Annotated in this window: 14 protein-coding genes; 3 read left to right on the top strand and 11 right to left on the bottom strand. The window is 68.5% G+C overall.

Annotated features, from left to right (window positions below; genetic code table 11):
- Window positions 1-12: 12 nt before the first annotated feature.
- The 5 genes from cdd to DS843_RS11750 all read right to left on the bottom strand — a co-directional run bounded on the left by cdd (window position 13) and on the right by DS843_RS11750 (window position 5388).
- Complete coding sequence (gene cdd / locus DS843_RS11770) at window positions 13-426, bottom strand: cytidine deaminase (protein ID WP_149469068.1); 414 nt, start codon at window positions 424-426, stop codon at window positions 13-15.
- Window positions 426-1412 carry an ABC transporter permease gene (locus DS843_RS11765; RefSeq protein ID WP_149469067.1) on the bottom strand — a complete coding sequence of 329 codons (987 nt, stop codon included), beginning with the start codon at window positions 1410-1412 and terminating at the stop codon, window positions 426-428. Before DS843_RS11765 ends, cdd begins: the two co-directional genes overlap by 1 nt.
- Entirely contained in the window at window positions 1405-2568 is a 1164-nt protein-coding gene (locus tag DS843_RS11760; protein ID WP_475849102.1) for an ABC transporter permease subunit, read from the bottom strand. Before DS843_RS11760 ends, DS843_RS11765 begins: the two co-directional genes overlap by 8 nt.
- Before the next feature lie 92 nt (window positions 2569-2660).
- Entirely contained in the window at window positions 2661-4199 is a 1539-nt protein-coding gene (locus tag DS843_RS11755; protein WP_149469066.1) for an ABC transporter ATP-binding protein, read from the bottom strand.
- Window positions 4200-4392: 193 nt separating this feature from the next.
- Window positions 4393-5388 (bottom strand): BMP family lipoprotein, encoded by a 996-nt coding sequence (locus tag DS843_RS11750; protein ID WP_149469065.1) that lies wholly within the window; start codon window positions 5386-5388, stop codon window positions 4393-4395.
- Window positions 5389-5498: 110 nt separating this feature from the next.
- On the opposite strand from DS843_RS11750, the gene DS843_RS11745 reads away from it, so the two are divergent.
- Window positions 5499-6218 carry a LysE family translocator gene (locus DS843_RS11745; protein WP_286192058.1) on the top strand — a complete coding sequence of 240 codons (720 nt, stop codon included), beginning with the start codon at window positions 5499-5501 and terminating at the stop codon, window positions 6216-6218.
- Window positions 6219-6229: 11 nt separating this feature from the next.
- Here DS843_RS11745 and DS843_RS11740 read toward each other — a convergent pair whose 3' ends face one another.
- Window positions 6230-6919, bottom strand: coding sequence for a DedA family protein (locus DS843_RS11740; protein WP_149469064.1), 690 nt, complete (start codon window positions 6917-6919; stop codon window positions 6230-6232).
- A 220-nt stretch (window positions 6920-7139) separates the two neighbouring features.
- Here DS843_RS11740 and DS843_RS11735 point away from each other — a divergent pair, with 220 nt between their 5' ends.
- Window positions 7140-8840: a methyl-accepting chemotaxis protein gene (locus tag DS843_RS11735; RefSeq protein ID WP_167525271.1), complete on the top strand. Its 1701-nt coding sequence runs from the start codon at window positions 7140-7142 to the stop codon at window positions 8838-8840.
- A gap of 48 nt (window positions 8841-8888) precedes the next feature.
- Here the strand turns inward: DS843_RS11735 and mrdA are convergent, their stop codons facing one another.
- The 5 genes from mrdA to DS843_RS11710 all read right to left on the bottom strand — a co-directional run bounded on the left by mrdA (window position 8889) and on the right by DS843_RS11710 (window position 14382).
- Window positions 8889-10766: a penicillin-binding protein 2 gene (mrdA, locus tag DS843_RS11730; RefSeq protein ID WP_149469062.1), complete on the bottom strand. Its 1878-nt coding sequence runs from the start codon at window positions 10764-10766 to the stop codon at window positions 8889-8891.
- A 100-nt stretch (window positions 10767-10866) separates the two neighbouring features.
- Window positions 10867-11379, bottom strand: a complete 513-nt coding sequence (mreD, locus tag DS843_RS11725) for a rod shape-determining protein MreD (RefSeq protein WP_149469061.1) — start codon at window positions 11377-11379, stop codon at window positions 10867-10869.
- Window positions 11376-12245: a rod shape-determining protein MreC gene (gene mreC, locus DS843_RS11720; RefSeq protein ID WP_149469060.1), complete on the bottom strand. Its 870-nt coding sequence runs from the start codon at window positions 12243-12245 to the stop codon at window positions 11376-11378. The genes mreD and mreC overlap by 4 nt, the downstream gene beginning before the upstream one ends.
- Window positions 12246-12335: 90 nt before the next feature.
- Window positions 12336-13376 carry a rod shape-determining protein gene (locus DS843_RS11715; protein ID WP_014240000.1) on the bottom strand — a complete coding sequence of 347 codons (1041 nt, stop codon included), beginning with the start codon at window positions 13374-13376 and terminating at the stop codon, window positions 12336-12338.
- Window positions 13377-13839: 463 nt separating this feature from the next.
- Window positions 13840-14382: a TIGR00645 family protein gene (locus DS843_RS11710; protein ID WP_149469059.1), complete on the bottom strand. Its 543-nt coding sequence runs from the start codon at window positions 14380-14382 to the stop codon at window positions 13840-13842.
- A gap of 184 nt (window positions 14383-14566) precedes the next feature.
- Here DS843_RS11710 and phoU point away from each other — a divergent pair, with 184 nt between their 5' ends.
- Window positions 14567-15271 (top strand): phosphate signaling complex protein PhoU, encoded by a 705-nt coding sequence (gene phoU, locus DS843_RS11705; protein ID WP_149469058.1) that lies wholly within the window; start codon window positions 14567-14569, stop codon window positions 15269-15271.
- The last annotated feature ends 21 nt before the right edge of the window (window positions 15272-15292 follow it).

Below are 15292 nucleotides of genomic sequence, written 5' to 3'. Positions count from 1 at the left end.
GGTCGGTTTCCTTCAGAAGTCCAGATTGTCGGGGCCGAAGGAGTGCGGCAGCAGCTCCTCCAACGTAAACGTGCGGCGAAGCCCTTCCGGTCCACAGACGTGAATCGGTGTGTCGGCTTTGGCGAATTCGCGCAGGCGTTGGCGGCAGCCGCCGCAAGGCGTGCAGAGCCGCCCGTCGCCGGGTTGGCCGCCCATCACCGCGATCGCCTCGATGCTCCGGTCACCGGCCAGGATCATCGCCCCGATGGCCGAGGCCTCGGCGCACTGGCCCTGCGGATAGGCCGCGTTCTCGACGTTCGCCCCGGCGTGGATGCGTCCGGACTCGCCCAGAATCGCCGCCCCCACGGAGAAATGCGAATAGGGCGCGTAGGCCCGCGCCCTGGCGGCGCGGGCGGCGGCGATCAGGGAATCTTGCGGATCGCTCATCACCGCTCCTTCACATAGGGGATGCCGCCGGCCTTCGGCGCCACCGCCCGCCCGACGAAACCGGCGAGCAGAAGCACGGTCAGCACATAGGGCAGCATCTGGATGAACTGCACCGGGATCACCCCCACGACCGGCAGCGGCACCCCCTGCAGGCGCACCTGAACCGCGTCGGTGAAGGCGAACAGCAGGCAGGCGAACAGCGTCGGCCAGGGCCGCCATTTCCCGAAGATCAGCGCGGCCAGCGCCAGATAGCCCTTGCCCGCCGTCATGTCGCGCACGAATCCGGCGCCGTGCGCGGTGGACAGATAGGCGCCCGCGATGCCGGTCAGCACCCCGGTGATGATCACCGCCTGATAGCGCAGCCGCGTGACAGACAGCCCAGCCGTGTCGACCGCCGACGGGTTCTCCCCCACCGCCCGCAGCCGCAGCCCGAAGCGGGAGCGGGTGAACACCCAGTGGGTCCCCACGACGAGAAGGACGGTCAGCCAGATCAGCACGTTGGCATCGTCGATCAGTTCCCGGTAGACGGGGCCGAGCACGGGGCCGAGCACGGGGATGCCGGACAGCGCCTCCACCCCCGGCAGATGGACTTGCGGCAGGCGCGCATCCCCCGGCAGCAGCGGGGTCTGGCCGCCCTGGCGGAACCAGGCGTAGGCCAGCGTCGGCGCCAGACCGGCGACCAGGATGTTGATCGCCATGCCCGACACCACCTGATTGCCCTTGTGGGTGATGCAGGCGAAGCCATGGACCAGGGCCAGCGCCACCGAGGCCGCAACCGCGGCACCCAAGCCCAGCCAAGGGTTGCCGGTGGAGGACGCCACCGCGGCGGCGAAGAAGGCGCCGGCCAGCATCTTGCCCTCCAGCCCGATGTCCACCACCCCCGCCCGCTCGCTGTAGAGCGCGGCGAAGGCGGCGAGCACCAGCGGAGTCGCCACGCGGATGGTGGCATCGGTAAGGAGCAGGGCGACGAGCAGGGCGTCATCCATTCCCTGCCCTCCCGTCGCGGCGGCGGAACAGAGCCTCCACCTGCGGCCGGAACAGATTTTCCAGCGCCCCGGCGAAGAGGATGACGAGACCCTGGATGACCATCACCAGTTCCCGGTTCACGGTGGGATACTCGAAGGACACCTGCCCGCCCCCCTGCGCCAGAACGCCGAACAGCAGCGCCGCCAGGATGATCCCCACCGGGTGGTTGCGCCCCATCAGCGCAACGGCGATGCCGACGAAGCCAACCCCACCCGTGAAGTTCAGCAGGATTCGGTGCTGCACCCCCATGATCTCGTTCACACCGACGAAGCCGGCCAGAGCGCCGGAGATCGCCATGGCGAGAATGATATTGCGGGCCGGTGAAATGCCGGCATAGACCGCCGCCCGCTCGTTCCGCCCGACCGTGCGGATCTCGTAACCCCAGCGGGTGCGCCACAGGAACAGGTAGAACAGCGCGCAGCAGGCCAGTGCCCACAGGAAGGACAGGTTCAGCGGCGAGGCCGGGATCGCGATGCCGAACCAGCCCAGCGCCCGGTCCATGGTGGGCAGCCAGACGCCCGGATCGAACTCCCGCGTTTCCGGCGACTGCGATCCGGGGCGGATCAGCACGTCCACCAGCAGATAGGTCATGATCGCGGCGGCGATGAAGTTGAACATGATCGTCGTGATGACGATGTGGCTGCCGCGCCTGGCCTGAAGCCAGCCGGGAATCGCCGCCCACGCCGCCCCGAACAGCGCCGACAGGACCACCGCCCCCAGCGCCGCCACCGGCCAGGGCCAGCCGGTCAGCGCAAGCCCGACCAGCCCGGCCCCCAGCCCGCCGAGATAGGCCTGCCCTTCCCCGCCGATGTTGAACAGCCCGCAATGGAAGGCGATGGCGACCGCCAGACCGGTGAAGATGTAGCTGGTCGTGTAGTAGAGGGTGTAGCCGATGGCCTCCGGATAGCCGACCGCCTCCGTCACCAGGAGCGTCAGCACGTCCAGCGGGTTCTCCCCGATCACCAGGACGACCAGCCCCGACAGGACAAGGGCGGCCAGCAGGTTCAGCAGCGGCAGAAGCGCGAGGCCGACCCAGCCGGGAACCTCCCCCGGCCGGCCGAAGCCCCGGCCCGTCACGCCCTGCGCCGCCTCCTGCGCCATCCCGGCTCCATCCATGGTCACGCCCGTTCACGAACCGGACGGCGTTCATGCAATCGAAGGTGCCCCGCCGAACGGTCCAGCGCAAGCCTGAGCGTTCGGGGTCGGCGTTACGCGGCCTCCGCCACCCCCGCCATCATCAGGCCGAGGCGCCGCTCGTCCGCCTCGTCCGGCGCGACCTCGCCCACCACATGGCCGTCGAACATGACCAGGATGCGGTCGGACAGGGCGCGGATCTCGTCCAGTTCCACCGACACCAGCAGGATCGCCTTGCCCTGGTCGCGCAACGCCACCAGACGGCGGTGGATGAACTCGATGGCGCCGATGTCCACGCCGCGGGTGGGCTGGCCGACCAGCAGCAGGTCGGGGTTCCGCTCGATCTCGCGGGCCAGCACGATCTTCTGCTGGTTGCCGCCGGAGAAGTTGACGGCGGGCAGGCGCGGGTCGCGCGGGCGCACGTCGTAGGCGTCCATCTCCGCGGCGCAGCGGTCGTGCAGGGCGCGCCGGTTCATCAGAAGCCGCCCGTTGAAGGCCGGATCGCCCTGGTGGCCGAGAATCGCGCATTCCTGCGCCTCGAAACTCGGAACGAGGCCGACCCTCTGCCGGTCCTCCGGCACATGGCCGACGCCGAGCGCGCGCAGCCCCCGCGCGTTGAAGCGGGCGGGCCGGTCCGCCAGTTCCTCCCCCCGCAGCCGGACGGAACCGCCAACGAGAGGACGCATGCCGGCCAGCGCCTCCAGCAGTTCCGACTGGCCGTTGCCGGACACGCCCGCGATTCCGACGATCTCCCCGGCGCGCACGGTCAGGCCGACGCCCTTCACCCGCTCCACCCCCGCACCGTCCCGAACGCGCAGGCCCGCCACCTCCAGCACCGGCGGACCGGGCTTTGCCGGGGCCTTCTCCACCCGCAGCAGCACCTTGCGCCCGACCATCAGTTCGGCGAGTTGCTCCCGACTGGTGCCGGATGTAGGGACGTTCGCCACCACCTGCCCGCGCCGCATGACCGTCACGTTGTCGGTCAGCTCCATGATCTCGCGCAGCTTGTGGGTGATGATGACGACCGTCTTCCCCTGCTCCCGCAGGGCGCGGAGGATGCGGAAGAGGTGGTCGGTCTCCTGCGGGGTCAGGACTCCGGTCGGCTCGTCCAGGATCAGGATGTCGGCGCCGCGGTAGAGCGCCTTCAGGATCTCCACCCGCTGCTGCGCCCCCACGGGCAGGTCGCCGACCGGGCGGTCGAGGTCCACCTCCAGCCCGTAATCGCGGGCGAGCCGCGTCAGCTCCGCCCGCGCCCGCGCCATTCCGGCGGCCAGCGTGACGCCGCCCTCCGCGCCCAGAAGCACGTTCTCCAGCACCGTGAAGGGATCGACGAGCATGAAATGCTGGTGGACCATGCCGATCCCGGCGGCCAGAGCGTCGCGCGGGCTGCGCACCGCGACCGGACGCCCGTGCACCAGGATCGTGCCGCCGTCGGCGGGCAGATAGCCGTAGACGATGCTCATGATCGTCGATTTGCCGGCGCCGTTTTCCCCGATCACGCCATGGATGGTGCCCTTCGGCACGGCCAGCGACACGTCGCGGTTGGCCTGATTGGCGCCGAACCATTTGTTGACGTCGCGGGTTTCGAGGGCGGGCGGAGGCGATTGGGGCATGGGGTTACCCTATGGCGAGGTTCTTGCCCCCACCCTTCCCACTTCGTGGGCCCCTTCCCTCCCCCGCCTTCGGCAAGGGAGGGAGGCTTTTCCCCTCCCCCGCCTTCGGCAAGGGAGGGAGGCTTTTCCCCTCCCCCGCGAAAGCGGGGGAGGGTCAGGGAGGGGGCAATGGCTGGCGACGCAGAAACTCACCTCACGGCTGATACGGCTTCACCACCAGCTCGCCCGCGATGATCTTGCGCTTGGCGTCCTCGACGGCCTTTTCCATCTCCACCGTGACCAGCTTCCGGTTGTTCTCGTCGAGCGCGTAGCCGACGCCCTCCTCCTTCAGGCCGACGACGCGGTGGCCGGGCGCCCAAGTGCCGTCCCTGGCCGTCTTCATGCAGTCGTAGACGGTCACGTCCACCCGCTTGACCATCGAGGTCAGGACCTTGCCCGGGTGAATCCAGTTCTGGTTGCTGTCCACCCCGACGCCCAGCTTCCCGGCGTCGGCCGCGGCCTGGAGCACGCCGAGACCGGTCGCCCCGGCCGCCGCGAAGACCACGTCGGCGCCGCGCCCGAACTGGCTCTTGGCAAGCTCCGCCCCGCGGGTGGGGTCGTTCCAGGCGGCGGGGGTGGTGCCGGTCATGTTCGTGAAGACCTCCCCGCCCGCCTTGACGTGCTTCACGCCCTGCTCGTAGCCGGTCAGGAAGTTGCGGATCAGCGGGATGTCCATGCCCCCGATGAAGCCGACCTTCCCCGTCTGCGACGCCAGCGCCGCCAGCATGCCGACCAGGAAGGAGCCCTCATGCTCCTTGAAGGTCACGGATTGGACGTTTGGAAGGTCCAGCCTGTCGTCGATCAGGCAGAATTTCGTGTCGGGGTACTCCCGCGACACCTTGTCCACGGCGGCGGACTGGGAGAAGCCGACCGCCGTGATGACGGTCGCGCCGCGCCGCGCCATGTTGCGCAGCGCCTGTTCGCGCTGGCCCTCGCTGGTGACCTCGAACTCGCGGTAGGCGATGCCGGTCTCCTTCCTGAAGCGCTCCGCCCCGTTGTAGGCCGCCTCGTTGAAGGACTTGTCGAACTTGCCGCCCTGGTCGAACACGACCGCCGGCAAGAACTCGTCCGCCGCCAGGGCTGTGCCCGCGGCGGGAACGGTCGCCGCCAACGGCAGGGACAGGGCCAGGATGGTCAGAATGCGCGTCATCGTCATCGCTCCGCTTCCCCGTTCCGCGTCGCCCCCTTGCCGGGGCGTGGCGACAGGATAACCGCTCCTCCCGACACGCGACAGGGGGAACGCCGGTTGACGGAAGGGCGGTGGACGGCTATCACGCCCGCCATCCGTCCGGTCGGGCGGATCACACATCGGATGAGGTGATCGGCGTGCATGGTCTGGTGGTGTTGCTGCAAGGCATCGTCCTTGGAATCGCCATCGCCGCACCCGTCGGCCCTATCGGCCTGCTGTGCATCCGCCGCACGCTCCAGCACGGGCCGCTGATGGGCTTCTTCACCGGCTTCGGCGCCGCCGTGGCCGACACCATCTACGGCGCCATCGCCGCCTTCGGCGTGTCCGCCGCGCTGGACTTCCTTCAGGGGCACGAGACCGCCTTCCAGCTCGTCGGCGGCATCTTCCTGATCGTGGTCGCCGTCCGCACCTTCCGCCAGAAGCCGGAGGACGAGGAGCGCGAGGCCGCCAGCGCGCCCGACACGCCGTCCTTTCTGGGCGGTTTCATGACCGGCCTGTCGCTGACCTTGACCAACCCGGCGACCATCATGGCCTTCATCGCCATCTTCGCCGGCTTCGGGCTGGGCGGAAATCTGGGGCGGGTGGATGCGTCCACTCTGGTGGCCGGCGTCTTCATCGGCGCGTCGCTGTGGTGGCTTGCCCTGTCCATGGGCGTGGCCGCCGTCCGCCACCGCATTTCCGACCGGGGCCTCACCCGCCTGAACCACTGCACGGGGGTGGCTCTGGCGTGTTTCGGGATCTGGGCGCTCGGCATGGCCTTCACCGGCATGGCCGGCTGGGCGATGGGCTGAGGTGACGGACCTCAGAGGCTGAGCGGCGCGCCCGCCACGGGCGGATCGTCTCCCCTTCCGCCGCCGGAACCGCCGGACAATTTCTGGGCGCGGCGGATGCCGTGGAAGTGGCTGACCAGCCGGTACAGGTACAGACCGACCAGAACCACCAGCAGCCCCACCGTGAAGAAGCCCACCAGACTGTGGGCGAAGGGCCAGCGGGACAGCATGTAGCCGGTCCAGGCGAGCAGCAGCGTCCACAGGATCGATCCCGCCCCGGAATAGAGGCAGTAGAGCGGGATCGACATCCGGCATGCACCGGCGGGGATGGAGATCAGCGTCCGCACCCCAGGCACCGGCTGCGTCAGGAACACGGCGATGCCGCCGCGCTTGCCGAACCATTCGGTGCTGCGCCGGACCTTCTTCGGGTGGATCGTCAACCAGTGGCCGTAGCGTTTCAGGAAGGCCTCCAACCGGTCGCGTCCCAGCAGGCGGCTCGGCAGGAACCAGACGAGTTGCCCGGTCAGCGATCCCAATCCGCCCGCCAGCGCGACGGCAAAGAGGTTGTACTCACCCTGGGCGGCCGCGATGCCGGCCAATGGAATGACCGATTCCGCCGGAACCGGCGGAAAAACCCGCGCCAGGACCAGGAGCAGGAAGATGCCCGCGTAATCCATGGTGTGCAAAACATCAACCAGCCAGTTGGTCAGATCGCCTGCCATTTCAATCCACCCGCGTTTTCTGCGCTTCTGGAACAGGGTTCGGCAGGCGGCGGTTCCTGACTCGTTCGTGCGGCGAGTGACCGGATTACTCCTTTCGCTTGGTGATTTGATCAATGTCAACGCCCGATACGGGAAAGTTTATAAAAATTCCCGTTCGTCCCGGCGCCCCTTGCCGGTCCCTGCCCGCGCATTCATCCGGGCTTTCAGGGTGGGCTTTCCCATGAAGCTTGGTAATCTGAAGATCTCCACCAAAATCCTATCCATCATCGTTCTGCTGGCTGCCATCTGCGCGGGCATCACCGCCACGTCGATCGCGGGTCTGGGAGCGCTGAGCCGCGCCTCCGACGAACTCCATCTGGCCGGCGAGGAGATGAAACTCGGCGCGCGCATCAACCGCATGGTGGTCGAGCTGAACCGAGACGAGTATCGGCTGGCCGCCAATCCCGGCGAGCTGGATCAGGTCCTTCCGTCCATCGGCAAGACCCGCGAGGCCATGAACGGGCTGCTGTCCAAGGTGAAGGAAACCAGCGACGCGGAGCAGAGCCGGCTGCTGACGTCCTTCGAGAGCGCGCTCGTGCTCTACAACAGGGAACTCGAAGACACGATCGCCGTCGCCCGCCGGATCAAGGGAGGCAGCGCCCTGACGCAGGGCCAGCGCGACATCCTGGCTTCCGTGGACACGAGCGCCGCCGTCGCGCGGACGCTCCAGGACCTGACCGTCGCCTACACCACCTACACCGACGGGAAGGCGTCCCGGCTGTCGGAGGAGGCATCCGCCCTGGCGGAAACCCGCTCGACCCAGCTCACCGTCGCCGCCGCCGTCGGCATCGTCACCGGCCTGCTGCTCGGCTGGATGGTGTCCCAGTTCGGCATCGTCCGCCCCGTGAAGACCATCGTCGCCTGTCTGCGCGGCTTGGCCGACGGCAAGCTGGAAACCGTCGTCTACGGCACGGACCGAAAGGACGAGGTCGGGGAGATCGCCGAGACCGCGGAGGTGTTCAAGCGCAACCTGATCCGCAACCACGAGATGGAACGCGAAGCCAAGGAGGCCGCGGCCCGCTCCCAGGCGGAGAAGCGCGCGGCGATGCTCGACCTCGCGGGCCGGTTCGAATCGCGGGTGGGCGTCATCGTGAACGACGTCGGCGGCGCCGCGACGGAGTTGCAGGCCACCGCCTCCCAGCTCGCCGCCGCCGTCGAGGAGGTCAGCGCCCAGTGCGGCGCCGTGGCCGGCGCGTCGGAGGAAGCCAGCGCCAACGTGCAGACCGTCGCCGCGGCGTCGGAGGAGATGTCCGCCTCCATCCACGAGCTGGCGGAGCGCGTGTCCCGCGCCGCCTCCCGCTCCAAGGCCGCCGCCGAGGGGGCCAATCTGGCCCAGACCCAGCTCGACTCGCTGTCCGACGCCATCGAGCAGGTGGGCCAGATCGTCGCCGCCATCAACTCCGTCGCCTCGCAGACCAATCTGCTGGCGCTCAACGCGACCATCGAGGCCGCCCGCGCGGGCGAGGCCGGCAAGGGCTTCGCCGTCGTGGCGAGCGAGGTCAAGAACCTGGCCAACCAGACCCACGCGATGACGGAGCAGATCGGCAATCAGATCGCCGCGGTGAAGAGCGCATCCAGCAGGACGGTGGATGCCATGCGCGCCATCATCACCCAGGTCGAGGACATCGACCGCTCCACCGCGGAAATGGCCGCGTCCGTGGAACAGCAGAGCGCGGCGACCGGCGAGATCAGCCGCAACGCCCAGCAGGCCGCCAACGGCACGGCGGAGGTGTCCAGCAACGTCGTCGGCATCCAGCAGGCGGAAGCGGAGACCAGCGCCGCCACCCACAGCGTGAAGGGCGCCGCCGACCAGTTGGCCGAACGGGCCTCCAGCCTGAAGCGCGAGGTGGACCAGTTCCTGGCCGAGGTGCGCACGGCCTGAACCGCCGCGCGCTCCGGTCGCCCCCCGCGCCCCGACCGGCCCCGGACGTCAGCCCCGGGTGCCGTCGGGCGGCGGGGGCGGCGGGGCGCTTTCCGCGACGGTGGCGCGCCCCGGATCGCGCTTCTGGCATTCCAGCAGGATGTCGCGCGCGATCGGCGCCGCCGCGGTGGAACCGCCGCCGCCATGCTCCACGAACACCGCGCAGGCGTAGCGCGGGGAGCTGACCGGCGCGTAGGAGATGAACAGGGCGTGGTCGCGCTCCCGCCAGGGCAGGTCCTCGTTCTTCCGCACGCCGGTGCTGCGCTCCGCCATGGTGATGCGGCGGACCTGGGCGGAACCGGTCTTGCCGGCCATCTCGAAGCCGGGCTCCGTGATGCGCGATTTGTAGGCGGTGCCGTTCGGGGCGTTGGTCACCTCGTAGAGGCCGCGCAGGACGAGGTCCAGATTCTCCTTCTTCACCCCGATCGGCGGCCATGTGGTCTGTTCCCCCGACAGCGCCTTGATCTGCTTGGTCAGGTGGGGCTTCACCGCGAAGCCGCCGTTGGCAAGCCGCGCCGTCATGGCGACGAGCTGCATCGGGGTGGACAGCACATAGCCCTGGCCGATGGCCGCGATCAGCGTCTCGCCCTGCGCCCAGGGCTTCCCCAACGCGCCCTTCTTCCACTCGATGGAGGGGATCAGGCCGGGCCGCTCGTGCGGCAGGTCCAGCCCGGTCAGTTGCCCCATGTCGAAGCGGTGGGCCATCTCGGCGATGCGGTCGATGCCGATGCGCCGCGACACGTCGTAGAACCAGACGTCGCAGGAATGGCGCAGCGCGCCGACCACGTCCATCGTGCCGTGACCGCCCTTCTTCCAGCAGTGGAAGCGGTGGTCGCCCAGATCCATGTGGCCCGGGCAGAAGACCGTGTGGTTGCGGCTGATGAGCCCCGACTCCAGCGCCGCCAGCGCCACCACCGGCTTGAAGGTCGATCCCGGCGGGTACTGCCCGGCCACCGCCTTGTTGTTCAGCGGGGTGGCCTGGTTGGACAACAGCTCCTCCCACAGCTCGGCGCTGATGCCCATGGTGAACTGGTTGGGATCGTAGCTGGGGTGGGAGCACAGGGCGTAGATTCCGCCGGTGTGCACGTCCATCACCACGCAGGAGGCGCTGACCTCCTGCGCCAGCCGCTGCTGCACGAATTTCTGAAGGCCGATGTCGATGGTGAGCTGGACCTCGCGGCCCGGCTGCCCCTCGTCGCGCGACAGCTCGCGGATGACGCGCCCGACCGCGTTGACCTCAAGCTGGCTGGTGCCCGCCGTGCCGCGCAACGCCTTCTCGTGATACTTCTCCATCCCGGCCTTGCCGATGCGGAAGCCGGGCAGCGACAGAACGGGATCGCCGTTGAGTTCCGCCTCCGACACGGCGCCGACATAGCCCAGGATGTGGGCGGTCGCCTCCGCCTCCGGGTAGTGACGGATCTCGCCCACCTCGATGGCGACGCCCGGAAGGTCCGGCGTGTTCATCTCGATGGTCGCGACCTGCTCCCAGGTCAGGTTCTCGCGCACGGTGACCGGGACGAAGCGGCGCTTGCGGTGCAATTCGCGCATCACGCGGCGCCGGTCGCCGTCAGTCAACGGAACGATCTTTGAGATCTTGTCCAGCGTGTCCTGGATGTTGCGCGTGCGCTCCGACACCACGACGACGCGGTAGTTCTGCTGGTTCACGGCCAGCGGCGCGCCGAACCGGTCCACGATCGTGCCGCGCGACGGGGCGACCAGCCGCAGGCTGATGCGGTTTTCCTCCGCCAGCATGGTGTAGCGCGCGGATTCCACCACCTGCAGGTAATAGAGCCGCCCGACCAACGCCGACAGACCGGCGAGCTTCAGCCCGCCCAGCACGGCGGCGCGGCGGGTCAGCAGGCGGTAGCGGTCGGTGTCGCGGTCCATCGCAATCAAAGGCCCATCATCCCTGCTAGATCATCCCGGCCGCTTCAGCCTTGCCTTTCCAGCCCGGCCATTTCATCCCTGCCAAGTCATCCTTGCCAAGTCATCCTTGGAGGAACGCGCGGTGGACGCGGATCAGCATCCAGGCGACCGCCGGAAAGAACGCCATGGTCAGCAGCGCCTGGAACAGCGCCGGCTTGAACGGCAGCACCGCAGCCTGAAGCACCGTGAAGGCCAGCCACTGGATGCAGGCCACGCCCACCATGACCAGCGCGAAGCCGAACCACATCAGGGCGAAGGTGCTGGACACCAGAACGCGCCGCTGGCTGGACACCGCCCAATGGACCAGCACCAGCACCAGCGCGTTCACCCCCAGCGGTCCGCCGGTCAGCAGATCCTGAAGCAGCCCGATCAGGAAGGCGGTGCCCGGCCCCATCAGGTCGGGCCGGTGGATCGCCCAATAATAGACGGCGATGGCGGTCAGGAAAGGCGCCACCGACGCATAGCCGGGAAGCGGAACGGGTACCATCCCGGCCAGCGCCAGCATCACCGTCACCGCGAAAGGCGCCAGATTGCGCCCGGTCTTGTCCAGCCGCTGCCAGAGGGTCAGCGTCATTTCGACTCGAGCGACGGTTCCGTCTCGCTTCCCGGCAGGCTGAACTCGACCAGTTGCAGGTGTTCCACCCGCGACAGATCGACGTTCGGCTGCACCCGGACGCCGCGCTCACCCGCCGAGGACACCACGCCCACCGGCAGGCCCGGCGGGAACTGCCCGCCGTGACCGGAGGTCACCACCCGCTCCCCCACCTGGACCGGCGCTTCGGGCGGCAGGTAGAGCAGCCGTGTCTGGTCGGAATTGTCGCCGGCCATCACCGCCCGCTGGCGCGAGCGTTCCAGAACCACGGGAATGCGCGTGTTGATGTCGGTCAGCAGGAGGATGCGGGCGGACCATTCCCCGACCTCGATCACCCGGCCCACCAGACCGCTGCCGGCAATCGCCGCCTGCCCCTTGCGCACCCCGTCGCGACGCCCGGCGGTGACCACCAGAGTGCGCAGGAAGGAACTTCCCGGAGCGGCGATGACCCGTGCCGTGATGAAGGAGGAGGACGGTTCCGGCGTCGCCTTCAGAAGGGAGCGGAGGCTGATGTTCTCCGCCTCCAGCCGCAGCGCCGCCTGCTTCCATTGCAGCAGCCGCGCGTTCTCCGCCTTCAGCCGCTGGTTCTCCTCGAAGGCGTTCTGCACCTCCACCACCGACTCCACCACATGGGCGGCGGTGGCGGCGGGGCGCGAGATCGCGTCCAGGATGGGGGCGAAGGCGTCGGTCACACGGGCGCGGGCGCTGTCCACCGACAGCGCGTCGATCTTGCCCACCATCATCAGCGCGATGGAGGCGAGCACCAGCAGCAGGAACGAGAATCGCTGGGCAAGCGCCCGCAGTGGGGCGGCAAGGCGCACGACGGAGCCGGAATTGCGAGGCTTCACAGGATCATCCCGTCCAGGTACGCGATCCGCCCCCGGCTATGCCGGCGAACGGACAAACCGCCGGGGGAACCCAACCGAGCAATACACCAATCAGTAAGCGCTGACCAAGACGTTTCGCAGCGTCTTCATCTCCTCCAGCGCCCGACCGGTGCCCAGCGCGACGCAGGACAGCGGGTCGTCCGCGATCGACACCGGCAGGCCGGTGGCGTGGCGCAGCACGAAGTCCAGGTTGCCCAGAAGCGCGCCGCCGCCGGTCAGCACGATGCCCTTGTCCACGATGTCCGCGGCCAGCTCCGGCGCCGTGTGTTCCAGCGCGACCTTCACCGCCTCGACGATGGCCGACACCGGCTCCGCCAGGGACTCGGCGATCTGCCGCTCGGAGATGATGAGTTCCTTGGGCACGCCGTTCATCAGATCGCGGCCCTTGATCTCCAGGATGCGGCCCTCGCCGTCTTCCGGCGGACAGGCCGAACCGATTTCCTTCTTGATCCGCTCCGCCGAGCCTTCGCCGACCAGCAGATTGTGGGTGCGGCGGATGTAGCCGATGATGGCCTCGTCCATCTTGTCGCCGCCGACGCGGACGGAGCGGGAATAGACGATGCCGCCCAGCGACAGGACGGCCACCTCGGTGGTGCCGCCGCCGATGTCCACGACCATCGAGCCGGTCGGCTCCGTCACCGGAAGCCCGGCGCCGATCGCGGCGGCCATGGGCTCCTCGATCAGGAAGACGCGGCGCGCGCCGGCGGCCTCCGCCGATTCCTGGATCGCGCGGCGCTCGACGGCGGTGGAGCCCGACGGCACGCAGATGATGACCTGCGGGCTGGCGAAGCTGCGCCGGTTGTGCACCTTGCGGATGAAGTGCTTGATCATCTCCTCGGCGACTTCAAAGTCGGCGATGACGCCGTCGCGGAGGGGACGGATGGCCTGGATGTTGCCGGGCGTGCGGCCCAGCATCATCTTCGCCTCGTCGCCGACGGCCAGCACCTGCTTCTTGCCGCGGACGTTGGCGATGGCCACCACGGAGGGCTCGTTCAGAACGATGCCACGGCCCTTGACATAGACCAGGGTGTTGGCCGTCCCCAAATCGATCGCCATGTCGGCGGAAAGCACGCCGAGGAGTTTGGAAAGCATGGACCCGACTAACTCTTCAATGCGGTTGAGACGGCCTTGCCGGCGATGTGTCCGCTCCGATGCGGAGGGCCACGCCCGCCAACGGTTCCATAGACGAATGCCCCTTCGCGCTCAAGCGGAGAGTGCAACCGGCACGCCTTGCCGGACCCTGTTCCGGGCACCCGCGGGGCGGGCGCCAACGCCGGTCCGGCGGGATGTTCCGTGGGAGGCGGTCCTTGGTGAAAGGCCGGTCCCGGTTGATTTTCCAGACCCCGAAGTCCTGGCGGAACGCCGTCCTCCGGTGACCGCCACACTGCCGCGTCAGGGTTAATTTTCCGTCAACGGGAGGCGGAAACCTCCGGCGTCCGGCCAACCGCCCCGCTCGCGCCGGGGCTATCCTTAGGCTGATTCCCGACCCGCCGCAACGGCTTTGTGGCCGCCTTCGGACCGGTCCGGCGCCCCGTTCCCGACCCCGGCGCAGGCGTCAATGATGATCGGTTTTCGCGGCGGCCGCGGCCTTCATCTTCGCCCCATGATGATCGCCTTCCAGCCGGTCCATCAGGGCCAGCAGGACGCCCGACAGCACGAAGGTCATGTGGACGATGACCATCCACATCAGGTTTTCCTTGCCGGTGTTGTCGATGTTCATGAAGCCTTTCAGCAGATGGATGCCGGAGATCGCCACAATGGAGGCGATCAGCTTCAGCTTCAACCCGCCGAAATCGACCTTGCCCATCCAGTCCGGGCGATCCTTGTGGTTGGCCACGTCGATCTTGGACACGAAGTTCTCGTACCCCGAAAAGATCACCATCAGCAGCAGGTTGCCCGCCAGCGACAGGTCGATCAGCGTCAGGACGGCCAGGAGCACGTCCTTCTCCTCCATCTCCAGCACATGCGGGACGATGTGGAAGATCTCCTGCGTGAACTTCGCCAGCAGGAGCACCAGCGACACGACGAGCCCCAGATAGAAGGGCGCGAGCAGCCAGCGGCTGGCGAAGATGATCTGTTCGAAGCGGCGTTCGATCATGACGGGCGGCATCCGTGCTGGTCTTAAGTGGTAGGGAGCGCCGGATACTTGCCATTTCGCAGATGCGAAATCAACCGTTCCCATGACGCCTCCGCCGCATCGGTCCGCGGGAAGAGCACTGGCCTGCGGGGCCACGAAACTGTAACGTTTCCGGCCGTCCGCCGCATCGACAAGGCCCGCCCCCATGAAGCGCCCCGCCCCGCACATCGTCACCGCGTTCGAAGACGCCATGAAGCGGCTGAAGGCCAGCATCGTGCAGATGGCGGGGGCCGCCGAAACCCAGTTGGACGGCGCGCTGAGCTGCCTGACCCAGCGCAACCCGGAGCAGGCCCGCGCCATCGTGGAGTCGGATGCCCGGCTCGACAGCTACGAGCACGAGATCGAGGCGAACTGCATGCGGATGCTGGTGCTGCGTCAGCCGGTGGCCGACGACCTGCGCGAGGTGATCGCCGCCCTGAAGATCGCCGGCAACCTTGAGCGCGTGGGCGACCACGCCGCCAACACCGCCCGCCGGGCCGCCGCCGTGGCGGAGTTCCCCGAGTCCCCGGCGATGAGCACCCTGCCCAACCTGGGCCGCCTGGTGCGCCAGCGCCTGACCACGGCGGTGGACGCCTATGTGGACGGGGACGTCGAGCTGGCGCTGCGCGTCTGGCGCACCGACGACGAGGTGGATGAGCTGTACACAAGCCTGTGCGAGAGCATCAACCAGTCGGCGGCCCGCCTGCCGGAGATGTTCACCGCCCACATGCATCTTCTGTTCATCGCCAAGAGCCTGGAGCGCATCGGCGACCACGCCACCAACATCGCGGAGGTGGTGCATTTCGTGTCCACCGGGCGGCCGCTTCTCGACGAGCGTCCGAGGGCGGACCGGTCGCGGGGGGATGTGTGACGAGAAGCTTTCGGCTGCCCC

Origin of the sequence: Roseomonas genomospecies 6 (assembly GCF_008365375.1) — a bacterium.
Classification (GTDB): domain Bacteria; phylum Pseudomonadota; class Alphaproteobacteria; order Azospirillales; family Azospirillaceae; genus Azospirillum.
This window is presented reverse-complemented; position numbering and strand designations above follow the sequence as displayed.